The sequence below is a fragment of the Phaeodactylibacter xiamenensis genome, assembly GCF_965229835.1.
Taxonomy (GTDB): domain Bacteria; phylum Bacteroidota; class Bacteroidia; order Chitinophagales; family Saprospiraceae; genus Phaeodactylibacter; species Phaeodactylibacter xiamenensis.
Genome location: NZ_OZ245931.1, coordinates 4,864,268 through 4,879,468 on the forward strand (window position 1 = coordinate 4,864,268; position 15,201 = coordinate 4,879,468).

Sequence of the window (15,201 nt, forward strand, 5' to 3'; positions counted from 1 at the left end):
GTCGTATAAAACCAACCAAAGGGCGGGTTTTGAAAGATGTTGGAGCAAAAGCTTTAAAAAGTTGTGCATTTTATTTTTGCCCCACTACTAATTTAACCATTTTCATGATAAAGAGGACTGTTGTCCGGGGGTGTAATGCCATAGGCTCAGGCACTCCCAAACGCCCGCTTCCACCCAAACCGGATGACCAGTAGCAGACCAACAAAGAAAAAGATAACATACTCAAAGCGCAGGTACGAAAATACAATGATCCGCATCCGGTCTATGAACCACATGATGATGAGCGTGGAGGCGATGATCATCACCAGCCCGCCCAGCTTGTCGAAGCCCGGGATGTAGTCCAGGTTGACGTTGCGCCGGATGATAAGCAGGGTGACGACCATGGAAATAATGGGCAGGACCTGCACAAATACATCCGCGTCCCAAATGCTGCGCCGCTCAAACAGAAACTGATAGACCGAGACGGTGATAGAAAAAATCCCCGGCACACAAATGAAGTAAATCAGCGTGGAGTAAAGGTATTTCCACGGTGCTTCGTGGCCTTTGTCCTGTCCCGTCAGCCCGGCCACAAAGGCCATGACCGGTATGATGGACAGGTAAACCAGTACATAAGTCGGATCGTTGGTCAGTACGTCAAAAAATTCTCTTAGTGTCATTGATTGCGGATTATGGTCCGCGCAAAGATAATTATTTGCCTATGGCCTTCGCCGTAAAAGTAGCGCCTTTGACCTGCTGCCCGTCATCGGAGTAGCTCTGGTAAACTATGCCGGTAATGCCTGGGAGGAGGCGGGCGATTAAGTCCGGTGTCTGATAAGTATGCCGTTTGCCGCCAAGGGTGGCCTGCAGGGGCCCTTGCAACTGGTCGAGGCAGGTGAGGAACAGGTGCCGTTTTTGCCCGGCGGAGTAGTTGGCCTCAGACTGCAGGGCATAGCGCAAGAGGTCCACATCCAGCGTGCCGTAGCGCAGCTGGCCCTGCCACTCGTTTTCCTGATTGGTCTCTTTGGGGTTGAGAACCAGGTCCGCAGGAATGCCTTCATTGCTCAGAAAACCATTGCCATGCCGGGTTTGGTAAGCCCGGGTGAGGCAAAACACTTCCGGTTCTGACAGCCCGTTACGCCTAATAATGGCCTGTGCATTGCGGGAGGTGGTGTGCGCCCGGGTAACATTCGGAAAAAAACCGTGCTCCATGTCCAGCAGAATGCCCTGACTGCCCTCAAAGATAAAATCGGCTCCTTCGTACCGCTCAAAAAACCGGGATTCCGAGGTGAGGTGGATACGTTTTAGCACAGCCGGCAACTGTTCCTGCCATGCCATGACCTCCTCTTTCCAGTTTTCTGCCGCCAACAGCCCATTGGCTTTGCGCACGTAGTACTGCTCAATGGCTTTAAGTTTTTGCTGCACCACCACGGGGTAGGCCAAGTCCTGCGCAAAGAGCCGGCAGGGCGTTTCCGAATGCCGCGCAACGGTAGCTCCAAAGCCCACTCCGCAACTGCCATGCCGCTGACTGCGCTCAAGTAGCTGATTATACGCGATATCGTAAGGCGTGGTGACCGGGCACAGCGTATCCACAAAAATACGGGGCAGATAGCCCAGCTTCGATAGCGACTGATGCTCGTTCAGCAGAGCCGGAGGCGAAAAGGTGCAGTACCGGCTCCAAAAGGTGGGCGCACCCTGAAAAGTGCCCGCGCCAATGCCCGAAAATACATGCCGCTCCCCTTTGGGGCCTACTACCGTGTGCCCCGCCTGATGGCCGCCCGAGAAGCGCACCACAACGGGGTGCGCCGCCCGGCGGCTCAGATAATCGGTGGCCAGGCCCTTGCCTTCGTCGCCGTAGCCCAGCCCAATGACAATCTGTGTGCTCATAATGGAAGGATTGTAGTGTTAGAAGAGCGCCTGTTCCAGCCTGTACCCGGAGCTAACGCCTGAGATACCTGTTGTGCGGCGGCTGGCTTGAAGCCCGCCATCGTTTGCTCAAATGGGTGCCCACTGACTATAGCTACTGTGGCGGCGATAAGCTCGGCCAGCGCATTGTGGTCATTTAGTATCAGGGCGCGCTCCCCCAGCAGGCTTTTCCAGAAGCCGATCACTTCGGGGTGATTGCGGTAGCTGGTTTCGTTGATGTGAATGTGGAAAACATGATACATTCGTTGGGCTTCCCGCAACAGCGTAGACGCATCGAGCGTATGCTGGGGGCAGTATCCCATGATGCGCTGTACCTGCTCAGGCGAGAGCCGTTCCCAGCTGGCTTCGTCTCCTACGGTGAAGAGAAAACCCTTCTGCCCCCGCTTTTCAAAGCAGTCGATGGAGGTATGCCGGCCCGCCAGTAGCCAGGCGAGGAGGTAGGACTCCTGAATTTGGCCGCCCCCGCCGCCTTCCAGCCAAAGTTTGGACAGCCCGTCGCTCAGCTCATCCGCTCCTGCCTCAAACTGCCCGGCCTGCAGAGGAGCCTGATCAGAGAGGTGGTCGCCAATGGCAGAGAACATAATATGTGGGCTCTTAACGCCGTGGGCAATTAGCGTATTCATAAGCGCGCCCAGTTTGTAACGCACGAGCTGCTCCGGTATACGGCCCATCGAGCCCGTCACATCGAGGAAAACACCAATGGCTAAGGAATTAGGGTGCCGTTGCGAATCCCGGCTTTCCCGGACGCGAATCCCGTAGGGGTTCACAGCGGCATTCATCCGCCGGTGGCGGTTGGCCTGAAAAATATCGTCTCTTGACTTGTTGGCATAACTTGCCCGGAGATGCTGGTAGGCATCACTCGACCATCTTGCGTAACCCATCTTGTTTAAATTTTAGGATTTGAGAATAAAAAATCCCCGGGGGCAATAGCCTGCCTGAATTTACAAGGTCTTTAAACCTCAGTAAAACCAAGCTTAGTTTTGTTTTAAAACTATCTATCGCGCTACAAGTATACGTACTCTTAGTTTAAAAGTCAAACTAAGGGGTGAAAAAAATAAAAAACCAGGACCAGCACAAAGCCGGCCCCGGTCAGGGAATGGGGAATCAATCGGTTCTTGGGAGGGTTTTAAGGGTTATCAGCTCCCTGTTATTTGGTCAAAGGCATTGATGACGGTATCAAGTCAAACAGATGCCACATGCAGGCTTCCATTCAAAAGCGTGCAGGTATTCCGGACTAAGACTGTTTTTTTTGGGAGATTAAAATTTTACTAGGGGAAGCGTTGTTGCTGTAGATAACAGACGGGAACATTAACCCATTAGAGCGTTTAGATATTGCATGTTAGCTGTTAAAAGTTGAGCTTATGCACAGATTTAACAGTAGTTAGTAAAATTTACCTATTTTCATCACCAAACAACACCAACTCCACTATGTCAAGACTCGATTATGTGACCATTGCTATTGTTGCTGTATGCGTAGCTGCGCTCGTCTACCTGATCTACATGACCACCAATTTGCTGGGGAGCAGTCCGGAAGCCCCGGCTACTGCAGATCAAATGGTTTCGGATCCAGAGGACGAATACGCAGAAGAGGAGTACTATCCGGAAGATACGACAGCCACCTTTGATGATGGCTACTATGATGAAGGCGGGGCGGCCGTTGACAATACAGGTGAAGGCGATCAGGCCATAGCGGAAGAGGATGCGCCTAACTATGAAGATGCAGACAGCGATCTGCAGACATCCTCCAGCCGGGGCCCTGCAAAAGACGGCCGTATAAAACCGGATTTCAGTTCTGTCGCCAGTGGGCAATATATGGTGCTGGCCGGCACATTTAAATACCGGAATAATGCCGAAGAGATGGTCAGCAAACTGAAAGGGATGGGGTACGCCAACGCTTCTGTAGAGCTTTTCGACCGGGGGCGTTATGCGGTGGCGTTAGTTGACCGCTTTGATGGGCTTGCTAGTGCCCAGGCTCTAAAGTCGGAGCTTTCCGGTAAAGGGGTGGAAGCTTATGTGAAGCAGAAATAGGAAAAAAACAGCCGCACTGAAAAATTCGACAGTGCGGCTGTATAGCCGGTTGATCGTTTTGTCTCAAAAAACTTACGCTACTCCGGCAAAAATGATTGAACACCCAATTGACCATGTTAGCTTTGAATCGATCTCTATCAATTCTTTTGCTTACACTACAAATGTAAAGGGGTTTTCAGGCCAGCTAAATGACTTCCCTCAGCGCGAAGAGTGACTATTGTCACTGGCTAAGGTTTCTGGATTGTTGTAGCTGTTGCAGCTGTTGCTCGATGCGTTCCGGAATAAGAGTGCCATACTGCTCCCGAAAGGCTTCAAGGTCGTACCAGGTCTCAAAATGCTCCAGGTGCCATTCTGCCCCGTCTTTACTGATTTTAAAGGTGCGGATCTCTTCATTGTATTTTTCCTCCACATAACGCGGGTTGTCAGCGAAGGGGCGCAGTTTATACGCGAATTTGCCATTCATGAGGAAAAACTCATCACCGTTATAGTCCATTTCAGCATCAAAAACAGCCATGCGGTCGTCGCAAAGCTGGTAAAAACTGGCGACCGGGTCCATGCCATTGAGGAGTGACAGGACGGTTTGCTTCACGTTGATAACGGTAATGTAGGGGAAGGTGATAAACTGATTGTGCGTTTCGCTGTAGCCATAGCCCCCCAGCAGATAGAGTAGGCCATCATTTTGGTAATAAGATAGCCCCGTGGCGCTGATCTGTTCTCCAAGGCTGCCCTCATAGCTGCCGTTGGTATAGGCACTGGCCCGGTTTTCATTAAAATCAATGAGCAGAATATCAAGATTGGGGAAATCCTGGTAATTGTTATCTGATATTTTGGAACGAATACTTCCCCCAAAGATGAGCAGGTAATCTTTGTACTGTCCGACCGCGTAGCCTTCCATATCCTCCAAAGTGGGATAAAGCTGAACAGCTTCCGGAGGCAGCTGGCGCAGGGTTTCTTTATCTTGAGCAAAACAGATCGCAGTGCTCAAAAGTAGAAAGGATAGGGGTAGAAAGTATCTAAGCATGTAAATATAGTCTTTTGGCTGGGCGCAGGAACGCTGCAAAATACAGCAGGGTGATAAAAGTCACTTCCATAAACCAGAACTAATCGGTAAGGTATTTTATTTATCGTATCGTTGACAGTATACCTCAAGGTAGCCCCTTTTTTGAGAAAAATCAGAAAGGGGGCTGACAAATGTCAATAGAATAACAAAGGTATTACTGCAATTTTGAACCGTGAAATAAGCTGTACGGAATTCATTTACGTACTGCGGCCCGGTTTACTTACGAATTCCATGAATCTACCTGCTCAGGCAAATTGAACGCCATGACGAATACAGAAATACGACTTTTTGGGCTTGGTTGCAACCTTTCGCGCAATCTGCATGCTAATATGCAAAGGGCCGCTAAAGAGTTGGGCCTGGAGGTGAGCATAGAGGAAGTTTCTGATATTCAGGAGATGATGGACCTGGGTATCACGGCTATTCCGGCATTGCAAATTGGAGAGCAGGTGGTAGCGAGCGGCAGGGTTCTGGAAGTAGAAGAAATCAAATCTTTACTCAGGATTTAAAGTAATCTCAAAATTTCCCGCATTTATCGCATTCAACTTTCCGAAATTCACTAATTTTCGGTTCATACTTCTATATGTTGTCCTAAAGGGCTACACCCGGGTTTCCTGGTTGGGCTCTAAGCAAAAGAAACCAACTTACCATGAAAAAGATCCTTTTCCCCACCGACCTTTCTGCGGCTGCAGAGCGTGCTTTCATTTATGCATTGCACCTGGCCAAAAACATGGAAGCTGAACTGATTACCCTCCATGTGTATCAGAAGCCGGAGGTCAGAGGTGGAGGCCTGCCCCATACCCTTTCTGAGTTTTACGAAAGCTATGACCTGGATGAGTTTGAGAATTTCAAGGATTCTATTCCGATTTTGCGTAATATTCAACAGCGGGAGGGCTTTGGCGCTCTTAGCGTACAGCATCTGCTTAAGCCTGGCCGGACAGTGGAAACCGTCCTGAAGGTGGCGGATGAGGAACAAGTGGAAATGATCGTGATGGGGACCACAGGTGCAAGGGGGCTGAAAGAAATCTTCATGGGCAGTGTGGCAGGGGAAGTACTGGAAAATGCCAATTGCCCGGTACTCGCTATTCCTGAAAAGGCAGCTTTCGACGGAGAGATCGATGATATCGCCTTTGCGGTCAACTATCAGGACGAGGAGGTGGAAGCCTTCCAGAAAGTAGTGGAAATTTGCCAGCCGTTCAACGCCAAAATACACTGTGTGAATGTAGACCTGTCTCATGCTGAAGATTACCGCCACGAGATGGATCAGTTTAAGGGGAAACTACCCGCTTACGACAATACAACTTTTGAGGTAATCGAGAGCACGGATATCCGGGAGGGGCTGACCAAGTACATGGAGACCCATTCGGTAGACGTGCTGGTGATGGTCACGCATAAGCGCAACTTCTTCCAGGAACTGCTCCGGTACAGCCACGCTAAGGAAATGTCGTACCACTGCAACATGCCGCTGTTGTCTATCCCGTCCCACATTCTGGGATAATACCGGCACTACTTTTCACGAAGGGCTTGCTGAATAACCTCTATGAGGACAGCTTCTGTATAGGGCTTAGAAATGTAATCGTTCATCCCTGCCTCAATGCATTTCGTTCGTTCCCCCACGAGGGAGTGCGCCGTGCAGGCAATGATAGGTGTGTTTACTTTCAGGTTTTTTCTAATTTCCTCGGTTGCCTTATAGCCGTTCATTTTCGGCATCTGCAGGTCCATCAGTATGATGTCGTATGCCTGCTTTTGGGCCATTTCGACGGCAGCTTCTCCGTCTTCCGCAAATTCCACGATGGCGCCGTTGTTTTTCAGGGCAAAGGAGCCGAGTTTCTGGTTGAGCTTATTGTCTTCCGCCAGTAATATCCGTACGCCGGAAAGCTTCAGGGGTGAGTTGGTATCCACGTTGGTTGCTTTAGGTTTTTCAGGAGATTGGGCAATGGGTAAGCGCAGGTAGCAGGAAAATGTGGTTCCCTCGCCCAGCTGGCTTTCTACCTCAATGTGGCCGCCGTGTAGCTCCACCAGCATTTTTACAATGCTAAGGCCCAGCCCGGTCCCTCCAAAGAGCACTTCTTTGGGCTGCCGCGCCTGTTCAAACCGGTTGAAAATACGCTCCTGGTCTTCTTCCGAAATACCTATGCCGGTATCGGAAACCTTAAAACACAGGCCTGCATGTTCTTCATCCCGGTCTTTGACTTCGACATCTACCGTTACAGACCCTTCGTTTGTGAACTTGACGGCATTGGAAATGAGGTTCACCAGAATTTGATGCAGGCGGGTGGGGTCGCCCATGATGTATTCCGGTGCATTCATGTCCAGGCTGGCCCTCAGGCGGAGTCCTTTTTCTTCCGCCCTGGACTGGCTGAGCTTGATGGCATCCTGTATGACTTTTTTCAGCTCCAGCGGCTTGGATTCCAGGTCAATTTTACCAGCTTCAATTTTCGAAAGGTCAAGAATATCGTTGATGATTGCCAGGAGGTTATTGCCGGCCACGGAGATGGCGTCCAGGTATTCCCGCTGAGTGGGCCCGAGCTTGGTCCGCTCCATTAGGTCAGAAAACCCAATGATCGCGTTCATGGGCGTCCTGATCTCATGGCTCATATTGGAAAGGAAGATGTCCTTGTGGTGGATAGCCTCGTGAAGGGCTGCGTTTTTCTCTTTGAGGGGCGTAATGTCGTAGGCAATGGCAAACATCTGCCCGGCGGCGGGGTCAGGCTGACAGTTCCACTGTACCCAAATGTAAGACCCGTCTTTTTTGCGGAGGCGGTTTTCAAACTCCACAGCTGGCTCGCCCTCGTTAAGCTTTGCCAGTTGAGCATAAGCCTGCTCCTGATCGTCCGGGTGGAAAAAGTCCATGAGTGGCCTGGAAAGAAGTTGGGATTGTTCCCAGCCCAGCTTTTTCATAAAAAAGGGGTTAATCTCTCTGCAGATGCCCTGCATATCCACGATGCACATCAGGTTTAGCGACTCATCAAAGAAGCGCTTGTAGATTTCCAGGCGGTAATTGATCTTTCTGCATGCGATAAGGCTCATAGCAGTCTCTGCCAGGCCCTTTAGCAATTCAATTTGTTCTGGCGTGGCAGAGCGGGGCTTGTCATCAATCACACAGAGGGTGCCCAGGCTGTGCCCCTGCTCATTAGTGATGGGGTGGCCGGCATAAAACCTGATATTCGGATTGCCTGTTACCAGTGGATTGTCCTCAAAGCGTTTGTCTTCGTGAGCATCGTTGACAATAAGCGTCTCTCCATCCACTATGGCATACTGACAAAAGGAAACTTCCCGGGGCGTCCCTTCTGCTTCGAGTCCTATTTTAGATTTGAACCACTGCCTCTCGTCGTCCAGCAGGGTGATTAGTGCAATAGGCGCATCAAAAATATGGGAGGCAATACGGGTGAGGTTGTCGAACTCTTTTTCGGCAAGGGTGTCCATGATCTGGTAGGACGCCAGTGCTTTGAGGCGTTCTTCCTCGTTAGGTGGAATAGGTAGGCTTTGCGACATAAAGGTTGTGCATTTGCTCGGGCTGGTCTTACTATTTTACACATCAACAGCTCAATTTGTTGACGGGGAGGGTTAAAGCCAGCCGATATTAACGTCAATATAAGTAAATTAGCCTTTAAATGTCCGACAAAGTTTGGCGTAGTCGTTGTGCGGCAAAAAGAAAGGAGCTATCGCATTGCCCTGAAAGCCATCGTTGAGGGAGCGGTGCCAAATGCTTCCGGGAGGATAAGCTCAGGGGCTACCAATGCAAGGCCAATTTTGATAATGGCCAGGTGGTGGATGGTGTGCTCGATATTGTAGACCAGCTCACGTTCCAGGTTAGTGGGTATGGTACTGGATTCTGCAATATGTTGCAGGTCATTGCATTGCAGCCGGAGCGGTTGAGGCGCTTCCAGTAGTGAAAGTTGTGTGCAGACCGACTCGATTTTTTGAAGGGCTTTGCCAGGCTGGGTTTCCACTTCGGGTGAGCGCCGTCGTTTGCTGTAGTCAATTTCTCCGGCAGGTTGCTGGCTTTGCTCAATCAGGCATTCAAAAAACTCAATAAAATGGCGGGTATGTTGCCCCACGGAGCTGCCCTGCAACAGTTGTGGCTGTTCGGTGTATTGCCGGGAGGTCAGGTGGGGGAGGTAGTATTCCGCCTGCCGTAAAACCTGGGCAGCAACCTGACTTAAATCCATACGTTTTGTTTTGGTTGTTCCTGTCAAAGATACTCCCCACCGGGGGTTGGAAGTTAAAATCAGGGCTAGTTTTTAACTTTTGCTATCGAGCCTCAGCAGAGTAGCCGTTGGCAGATGGTTTGAAACCATGAGGCCGGGTGTTTTAGCGTTTACCAAAAAACAATTATATTGTGGCTGCGTTCAAGCGCCTTAAAGGCCAGAAAAAGCGATAATAACGCTTCCCTTTCAGGGCCTAATCGATTTTTGTCAGACCAATATCCCCTTGAAAATTCGGAGCTGTCTGTGCCAGAGCGGTGCAGGGAGTGTCCTTCCTGTAGTGCATGCTACAGGTTGTGGATTATTGATTGCGTGTGACTAAAATTGATGGCTTATGTTTTCTACTGTAAAAAAGGATGATAAACACCTGCTGCATAAAGGCCTGGGTGAAATATTCGGTGAATTCGACGAAGCGCTGCTCGATTTTCTTTTGCCTCACATCCAATGGATCAAGCTGCATGGTAGCGATTATCTTTTTGAAGAAGGTGATCAGGGAGATGCTGTATACTTTCTCGTGCGGGGGCGGTTGCTTGCGCTGCGCCGGTCTGCCGGAGAGGGCAACCCATCTGAAGTACTGGGCGAGGTAGCAAGGGGAGAGGTCGTGGGGGAAATTGCCGTTCACTCCGAGGAGCCCCGCATGGCCAGTGTGATGGCGATAAGGGACAGCGTCCTGATCAAAATCTCTGCGGAGGCTTACTTTCAGGCCCTTCAGCATTTTCCACAGTTAGGGCACCGCATTACCAAACGCATCATTAAGCGGCTGCGCAGGGATGATGCCGGGCAACATCAGGTGAAACGCCCGGCCACTATGCTGTTGCTCGCTCAGGATCAAAACGAAGATTTTAAGCAATACTTCAAAGCGCTGCAAGGTGCCCTTCAGGAAGCTGGTAGCGTTAGGGTGTTAACAGAAGCCGATGTTCCCTACAGCTCGGAGACAAGGCAGAATCGCTCTGCAGGTCTGGCCTCCGAACGGGTAAGCCACTGGTTGGAAGAGCAGGAATCAGCTCACGACTTCCTGATCTTTACCGGCCGGCCGGATCAGAAAGAGTGGATACTCCGCTGCATGCGGCAGGCAGATCAGGTGCTGCTTTGGGCGCCCTTTACTGCCGGGCCTGCACTAACGCCTCTGGAGAGGGAACTGGAAACAGCCTTCTCAGCAGGGATGGCCCCCAAAATACTGGTCCTGCAACATCCGGCAGGCGCGCCCTTTCCAAGAGGAACTGTAAACTGGCTTGATCAGCGCCCGTGGCTGCACCGTCATTTTCACATCCGGCAGGACAATCCACGCGATATTCCCCGCTTAGTACGGAGTTTGTGCGGCAATGCCATCGGGCTGACCCTGGCAGGTGGGGGTGCCAAAGGCTTTGCACATATCGGCGTGTACCGGGCCCTTCTGGAAAAGGACGTGCCGGTCGATATCGTAGGCGGCACGAGTGCGGGTGCTATGCTGGCGGCTGTGATTTCTTTTGACACTACTTACGAACAGACCGATAAATGCCTGAAAGGGGCAGCCGCGTACAACCCGACCAAAGACCTAAATGTCTTGCCACTGGTCTCCCTGATTAAAGGTAAGCGGTTCCGGGATATGATCAGCCGGGCTATTGAATGCCTGACTGGCCATCCGGATGTTGACCTGGCTGATTCCTGGATACCGCTGCACGTTGTAGTGAGCAATCTCAGTAAAGCCCGGGAAGAAGTCTTTACCCGTGGTTCTGCCGTGAAGCTGCTAACTGCATCAGGGGCGGTACCTGGCGTTTTTCCACCTGTTCCATTAGGGGATGACCTCCTGGTTGACGGGGGCAACTTCAACAACTTCCCTGTGGATGTAATGCGCAAAATGGGCGCGGGCTCCGTTATTGGGGTAGACTTCCTTGCGGATAAAAATTATACCCTGGACTTTGATGAAACCCCGAGCTCCTGGGAGTTGCTGCGGGATAAGTTCCGAAGAAAAAAGAGAAAGTACAAAATGCCTTCCATGACCAGCATCATCACCAAGTCCTCGCTCTTGTACAGCACAGCCCGGCGCAAAGAGACGATTCAGTACCTCGATATCCACTTCAATCCCAATGTGCAGAAGTTTGGGTTCGCCTCCTGGAAAGCCTATGAGCATATTCGGGACGAAGGGTATCGTCACGGTAAGGAAGTGCTCGAGGCTTTGCCGGAAGATGTGCTGAAAGGGCTGCAGGCAATTGACTAAGCATCAACTTGCTTCTCTGAGGAATGGAGGTTGCTCCCACTCCACGGGCGTTTGCTCGATGGCTTCTTTCCTGCGGCGCAGGTAGGTATTGGTCAGTTCTTTTTCGATTTTGATCTCTTGCTGCGTCCGGTAAATGCTGGTTTCGGTATCGAACTTCACTTTGTTCCTCATGGCGTTATTGCGCAGGCTCACTTTTTCAAGGTTGTCCATTTCGAACTCATGCTCATAGTTGTACAGCAGGTAGTCATAGGGGCTGCGCGGTGAGATGAGTTTTACAAAAATAGGGGCTGTTTCAACGGCTATAAAGAGAAGCATGATGAAAATACTGGCCCAGTAGATGGCGTCGCTTTCCGAGCCTAGCCGGTGCAGCGCTTCCATACGTGCCGCCATGCCTCCGTAAGCGCCCCGCTCCAGTCCGGCGATGTCCGCTTTCATCAGGCTGTCCAGCTCATTCACTGCTGATTCCTGTTCAGCGATAAGGGGCAATACCCGCATTCTGATCGTTTGCAGCTCGGCTTCTGCTTTATCCGCATCGGCCTTTTTAGCGCGGTAAATAGGGCCCAGGTTTTTATTACCGGACCCACCGGTGCCATCTGCTTCTCTCAGGGCCATTAGGGCGAGCGTGTCGCGGATGGAAGCCTGGGTGTTGATTTCGGCCTGCAGGCCCTGTATGCGGTCGAGGTGGCTTTGGATGGACGACTGATATCGGCTCTGTATGGTAGCTTCCTGGTCTTTAAATACCTCCTGTTCCATTACCAGTAATTCGGCGTTAATTTCCTTTTCAAAGATTTTTAGCTCCAAAGGCTTGGAAATGACCAGCGCAAGCAATACCGCCATCAGCAGGCGGGGGAAGGCAATAGCGAAGTCCTTCCAGAACGTCCCGCGCTTCTTCATACTGGCTACGATGTACCGGTCGAGGTTGAAAATCATCAGACCCCAGATCAGGCCGAATACGAAAGCAAAGAAATAATTGTCGAAAACAGTATAGACAGCATAGCCGGCAGAGAAAAATGCCAGCAAGCCGGTGAAGAGTACAGTGCCGCCAATACCGATAAATTTATTTTCGTCGGAAGGGCATTTTTCGAGAATTGAGGTATCTGCTCCGGAGCAATATAGCAGGAACTCCTTGGTCTTTGACATGGTGGTCGGGTGTTTTGGTTTGAACAACAGGCAATTAACGCCCTGTGATGCCCCAATCTTACACTATGCACGGTAAATTCTCCATTTTTTTCGATCAACGCTGGATGACTTTAAGATGGACAGGCCTGAAATCTCTTTATCTTCCTCATTGGTGGGCGGGTGAATGGTTTGCTAAGCTTCAAAAACCGGAATTGGTATTTAGCCTGTGGCTTAGGGTTAAGCTTTCGGGTCATTGTTAAGGTACTCTGTATTTTGATATGCTGAGAGGCAGTCAGGTTGTAAATTTAAAATTCAAAAAAAACGAATTAGGCTTCAATGTTAAAATCAATACTTAGAATGCCTTCCGTTACTTCATTGTTGTGTGCTGATCTTGTTTTTTTTTATTTTGAAATTTAATAGAAAAAAGGCAGTAAAATAAACGTTTTGATTAGTTTTGCATTTTAATTGAGAACGAAATAAAAAAAACAAAAAATGGAATTTCAAAAGCTATCCCCTTTAGAACTAAGGGATTTAATTAATAAGTTTAATTCCGATTTGAGGAAACTGCAGTATCAGGTGGTCAAAACGCAGGCTATGGTCAGCGAACTGGAAGGCTATCTGTCCGAAGCGGAAACAGCGCTTGGGCTGGAAATTTCTACAGCCACTGTGAACGTACCGGAAGTAGAGGCAGCTCCTAAAAAGGAAAAAGAAGAGAAAGCTGCTGCTCCTAAGACTAAAGGGCGCGGTCGTCCAAAAGGGGCTAAGAATAAGAAAACCACAGAGAAAAAGGCTGCCAAACCTGCCGCCGCTGGCAAGACAAAAGGAAAGGGAAAGGGGCCTGGCCGCCCGCCTGGCTCCAAAAGCAAAAAGAAAGCAACTACAGAAACCCAACCGAAGGCCGCTAAAGAAAAGGCCAGCCAAACCGCAAAAGAGACACCTGCCAATGAGGATGTCCCGGGCTATCGTTTGTCAGAATGGGATGACTTTGTATTGAAAAGCATTAAAGACAAAGGCAAAGTCCTGACCACTTCTGAACTGACAAAAATCGGGGTGGCAAATCCTGAGATCAAGCTGGGAGCTGCTCAGATCAAGACCAAGCTTAACGCGAGCCTGCATAAACTGGCCAATAAGAAAGGGCTGCTGGCTAAGGTAGAACATTCCGGCCGGGGATTTGCCTACGCGCTGCAGGAGTGGGTAAGCGCTTCCGGCGAGCTGCCTAAAAAATACGTTGAGGAATAAAGCACTTCAATCAGAATTTTACCGACTTGCTGATAAAAAAGCTGCATCCGGAGTTGCCGGGTGTGGCTTTTTGTTTATCTGCACCCGATGAATCATCGCCTTTTGAAAGACTAAAAATCAAAAACAAAACCCCTGTAGCCTTTCAGCCACAGAGGTTTTTGTTCCTTAAAAAGTAGTTTGGTACTTCAAATATAGTGGTTGTGCCGGTAAAAAGCAACTGCACTGTCACAACTGATAGTATTTTTTGATGTGCGCGCGGATGTAGACCAACCGCCCAATACCTACAGCCAGAATTATAGGGGACAAGCATAGGAGGAACCATCCAAGAGGCCGGATTTCTTCCAGCGCTGACATCTCAAGTATAGCGAACCCTGCACTTAGGAAAACTACCGCAGTACGGAAGTAGGCCAGAAAAGTACGCTCATTGGCCAGCCTTGTGCGCTCTATGGCCAAAACATCTCGGGTAATCAAGGGTGCCTTTTGACTCATTTTTTGCTGCAAATTTCTGGCTTTGGCTGTTTTCCTTCAATGCACTAGATCACAAAAGGGCAAATTTTAATTTTTTCCGGGCAAATTTTGCATTTTCTTGAAATCTCCTATAGATTGCATGTCTAAATGCAACACGACGTAGCAAATATTATCATTTCACCATTATTCCTGCGGACATTCCCGGCAGGTGCTCGTCGACGCTTCCCACGTCGCCCATAGGGGCGTATACTCAACATATAACCCATCCGGGGTGTAGCTTTGCTTACCCTTTCCTTTTCCCTGCTGAAAATTAAAACCACGTTTTGCATTCATCAATCTGAATACCATTTGGTCTCTGTACCAAATGCTAAAGGCATCAATTTGACACATGAAGTTTGATATCCAGATAGCGGACGTTTCTCACGAGGCTTTTGCTGAAGAAATCTGCCGCGAGTACGCTGAGTCTGCCCGCGCCCGTGGTACCGGTATCGCTCAGCGACAGCCCGAGTACATCCGTACTAAAATTCAGAATGGCAACGCCATTATCGCCCTTCAGGACGGTAAGGTAGCCGGCTTCTGTTACATCGAGGTGTGGAGCCACGAGCGCTACGTCGCCAATTCGGGCCTCATCGTCTTCCCGCAGTACCGGCAGCACGGCCTGGCCCGGCAAATCAAAGCCAAAGCCTTCGAGCTTTCGCGCAACAAGTATCCACAGGCGCGCTTGTTCGGTATCACCACCAGTATGCCGGTCATGCGCATCAACTCCGACCTGGGCTACCGGCCGGTCACCTTCTCGGAGCTGACACAGGATGAGGCCTTCTGGGCGGGCTGTAAATCCTGCCCTAACTACGACATCCTCGAGCGCAATCAGCGCCGGATGTGCCTGTGCACGGCCATGCTTGCGCCTTCCAAAGAGGAAGCAGATGCCATGGCCTACGATATGAGCAACATGATTGTCAACCAACGTTAAACCCTTCAATAAA

The 15,201-nt window shown here is 50.1% G+C and carries 14 protein-coding genes; 6 read left to right on the forward strand and 8 right to left on the reverse strand.

What is annotated here, in order from left to right; genetic code table 11:
- Positions 1-146 precede the first annotated feature (146 nt).
- The 3 genes from ACO08I_RS18520 to ACO08I_RS18530 are packed head-to-tail and all read right to left on the reverse strand — an operon-like array spanning position 147 to position 2,783.
- Positions 147-656 (reverse strand): hypothetical protein, encoded by a 510-nt coding sequence (locus tag ACO08I_RS18520; RefSeq protein ID WP_044219486.1) that lies wholly within the window; start codon positions 654-656, stop codon positions 147-149.
- A gap of 31 nt (positions 657-687) precedes the next feature.
- Positions 688-1,863 (reverse strand): adenylosuccinate synthetase, encoded by a 1,176-nt coding sequence (locus ACO08I_RS18525; protein ID WP_421946730.1) that lies wholly within the window; start codon positions 1,861-1,863, stop codon positions 688-690.
- A complete protein-coding gene (locus ACO08I_RS18530) occupies positions 1,860-2,783 on the reverse strand; it encodes a hypothetical protein (protein ID WP_282774360.1) in 924 nt (307 codons plus the stop codon). The genes ACO08I_RS18525 and ACO08I_RS18530 overlap by 4 nt, the downstream gene beginning before the upstream one ends.
- Positions 2,784-3,330: 547 nt before the next feature.
- Here ACO08I_RS18530 and ACO08I_RS18535 point away from each other — a divergent pair.
- Complete coding sequence (locus ACO08I_RS18535; RefSeq protein WP_282774358.1) at positions 3,331-3,930, forward strand: SPOR domain-containing protein; 600 nt, start codon at positions 3,331-3,333, stop codon at positions 3,928-3,930.
- A gap of 220 nt (positions 3,931-4,150) precedes the next feature.
- On the opposite strand, the gene ACO08I_RS18540 is transcribed toward ACO08I_RS18535, so the two are convergent.
- Positions 4,151-4,951, reverse strand: coding sequence for a hypothetical protein (locus ACO08I_RS18540; RefSeq protein ID WP_044219491.1), 801 nt, complete (start codon positions 4,949-4,951; stop codon positions 4,151-4,153).
- Between the two features lie 302 nt (positions 4,952-5,253).
- Between ACO08I_RS18540 and ACO08I_RS18545 the strand changes: the two genes are divergently transcribed.
- The gene (locus ACO08I_RS18545) at positions 5,254-5,496 is read left to right on the forward strand and encodes a thioredoxin family protein (protein ID WP_044219493.1); all 243 of its coding nucleotides are present in this window, start codon (positions 5,254-5,256) and stop codon (positions 5,494-5,496) included.
- A gap of 140 nt (positions 5,497-5,636) precedes the next feature.
- Entirely contained in the window at positions 5,637-6,485 is an 849-nt protein-coding gene (locus ACO08I_RS18550; protein ID WP_282774355.1) for a universal stress protein, read from the forward strand.
- An 8-nt stretch (positions 6,486-6,493) separates the two neighbouring features.
- Here ACO08I_RS18550 and ACO08I_RS18555 read toward each other — a convergent pair whose 3' ends face one another.
- Positions 6,494-8,482: a GAF domain-containing hybrid sensor histidine kinase/response regulator gene (locus ACO08I_RS18555; RefSeq protein ID WP_282774353.1), complete on the reverse strand. Its 1,989-nt coding sequence runs from the start codon at positions 8,480-8,482 to the stop codon at positions 6,494-6,496.
- Between the two features lie 167 nt (positions 8,483-8,649).
- A complete protein-coding gene (locus ACO08I_RS18560; protein WP_421946731.1) occupies positions 8,650-9,159 on the reverse strand; it encodes a hypothetical protein in 510 nt (169 codons plus the stop codon).
- A 370-nt stretch (positions 9,160-9,529) separates the two neighbouring features.
- Between ACO08I_RS18560 and ACO08I_RS18565 the strand changes: the two genes are divergently transcribed.
- Positions 9,530-11,392: a patatin-like phospholipase family protein gene (locus ACO08I_RS18565; protein WP_282774349.1), complete on the forward strand. Its 1,863-nt coding sequence runs from the start codon at positions 9,530-9,532 to the stop codon at positions 11,390-11,392.
- A 3-nt stretch (positions 11,393-11,395) separates the two neighbouring features.
- On the opposite strand, the gene ACO08I_RS18570 is transcribed toward ACO08I_RS18565, so the two are convergent.
- A complete protein-coding gene (locus tag ACO08I_RS18570) occupies positions 11,396-12,532 on the reverse strand; it encodes a DUF4407 domain-containing protein (RefSeq protein ID WP_421946732.1) in 1,137 nt (378 codons plus the stop codon).
- A 471-nt stretch (positions 12,533-13,003) separates the two neighbouring features.
- Between ACO08I_RS18570 and ACO08I_RS18575 the strand changes: the two genes are divergently transcribed.
- The gene (locus ACO08I_RS18575; protein WP_282774344.1) at positions 13,004-13,750 is read left to right on the forward strand and encodes a hypothetical protein; all 747 of its coding nucleotides are present in this window, start codon (positions 13,004-13,006) and stop codon (positions 13,748-13,750) included.
- Positions 13,751-13,975: 225 nt separating this feature from the next.
- On the opposite strand, the gene ACO08I_RS18580 is transcribed toward ACO08I_RS18575, so the two are convergent.
- A complete protein-coding gene (locus tag ACO08I_RS18580; RefSeq protein ID WP_044219507.1) occupies positions 13,976-14,239 on the reverse strand; it encodes a DUF202 domain-containing protein in 264 nt (87 codons plus the stop codon).
- Between the two features lie 367 nt (positions 14,240-14,606).
- Here ACO08I_RS18580 and ACO08I_RS18585 point away from each other — a divergent pair, with 367 nt between their 5' ends.
- Positions 14,607-15,188, forward strand: coding sequence for a GNAT family N-acetyltransferase (locus ACO08I_RS18585; protein WP_282774341.1), 582 nt, complete (start codon positions 14,607-14,609; stop codon positions 15,186-15,188).
- Positions 15,189-15,201: the final 13 nt, after the last annotated feature.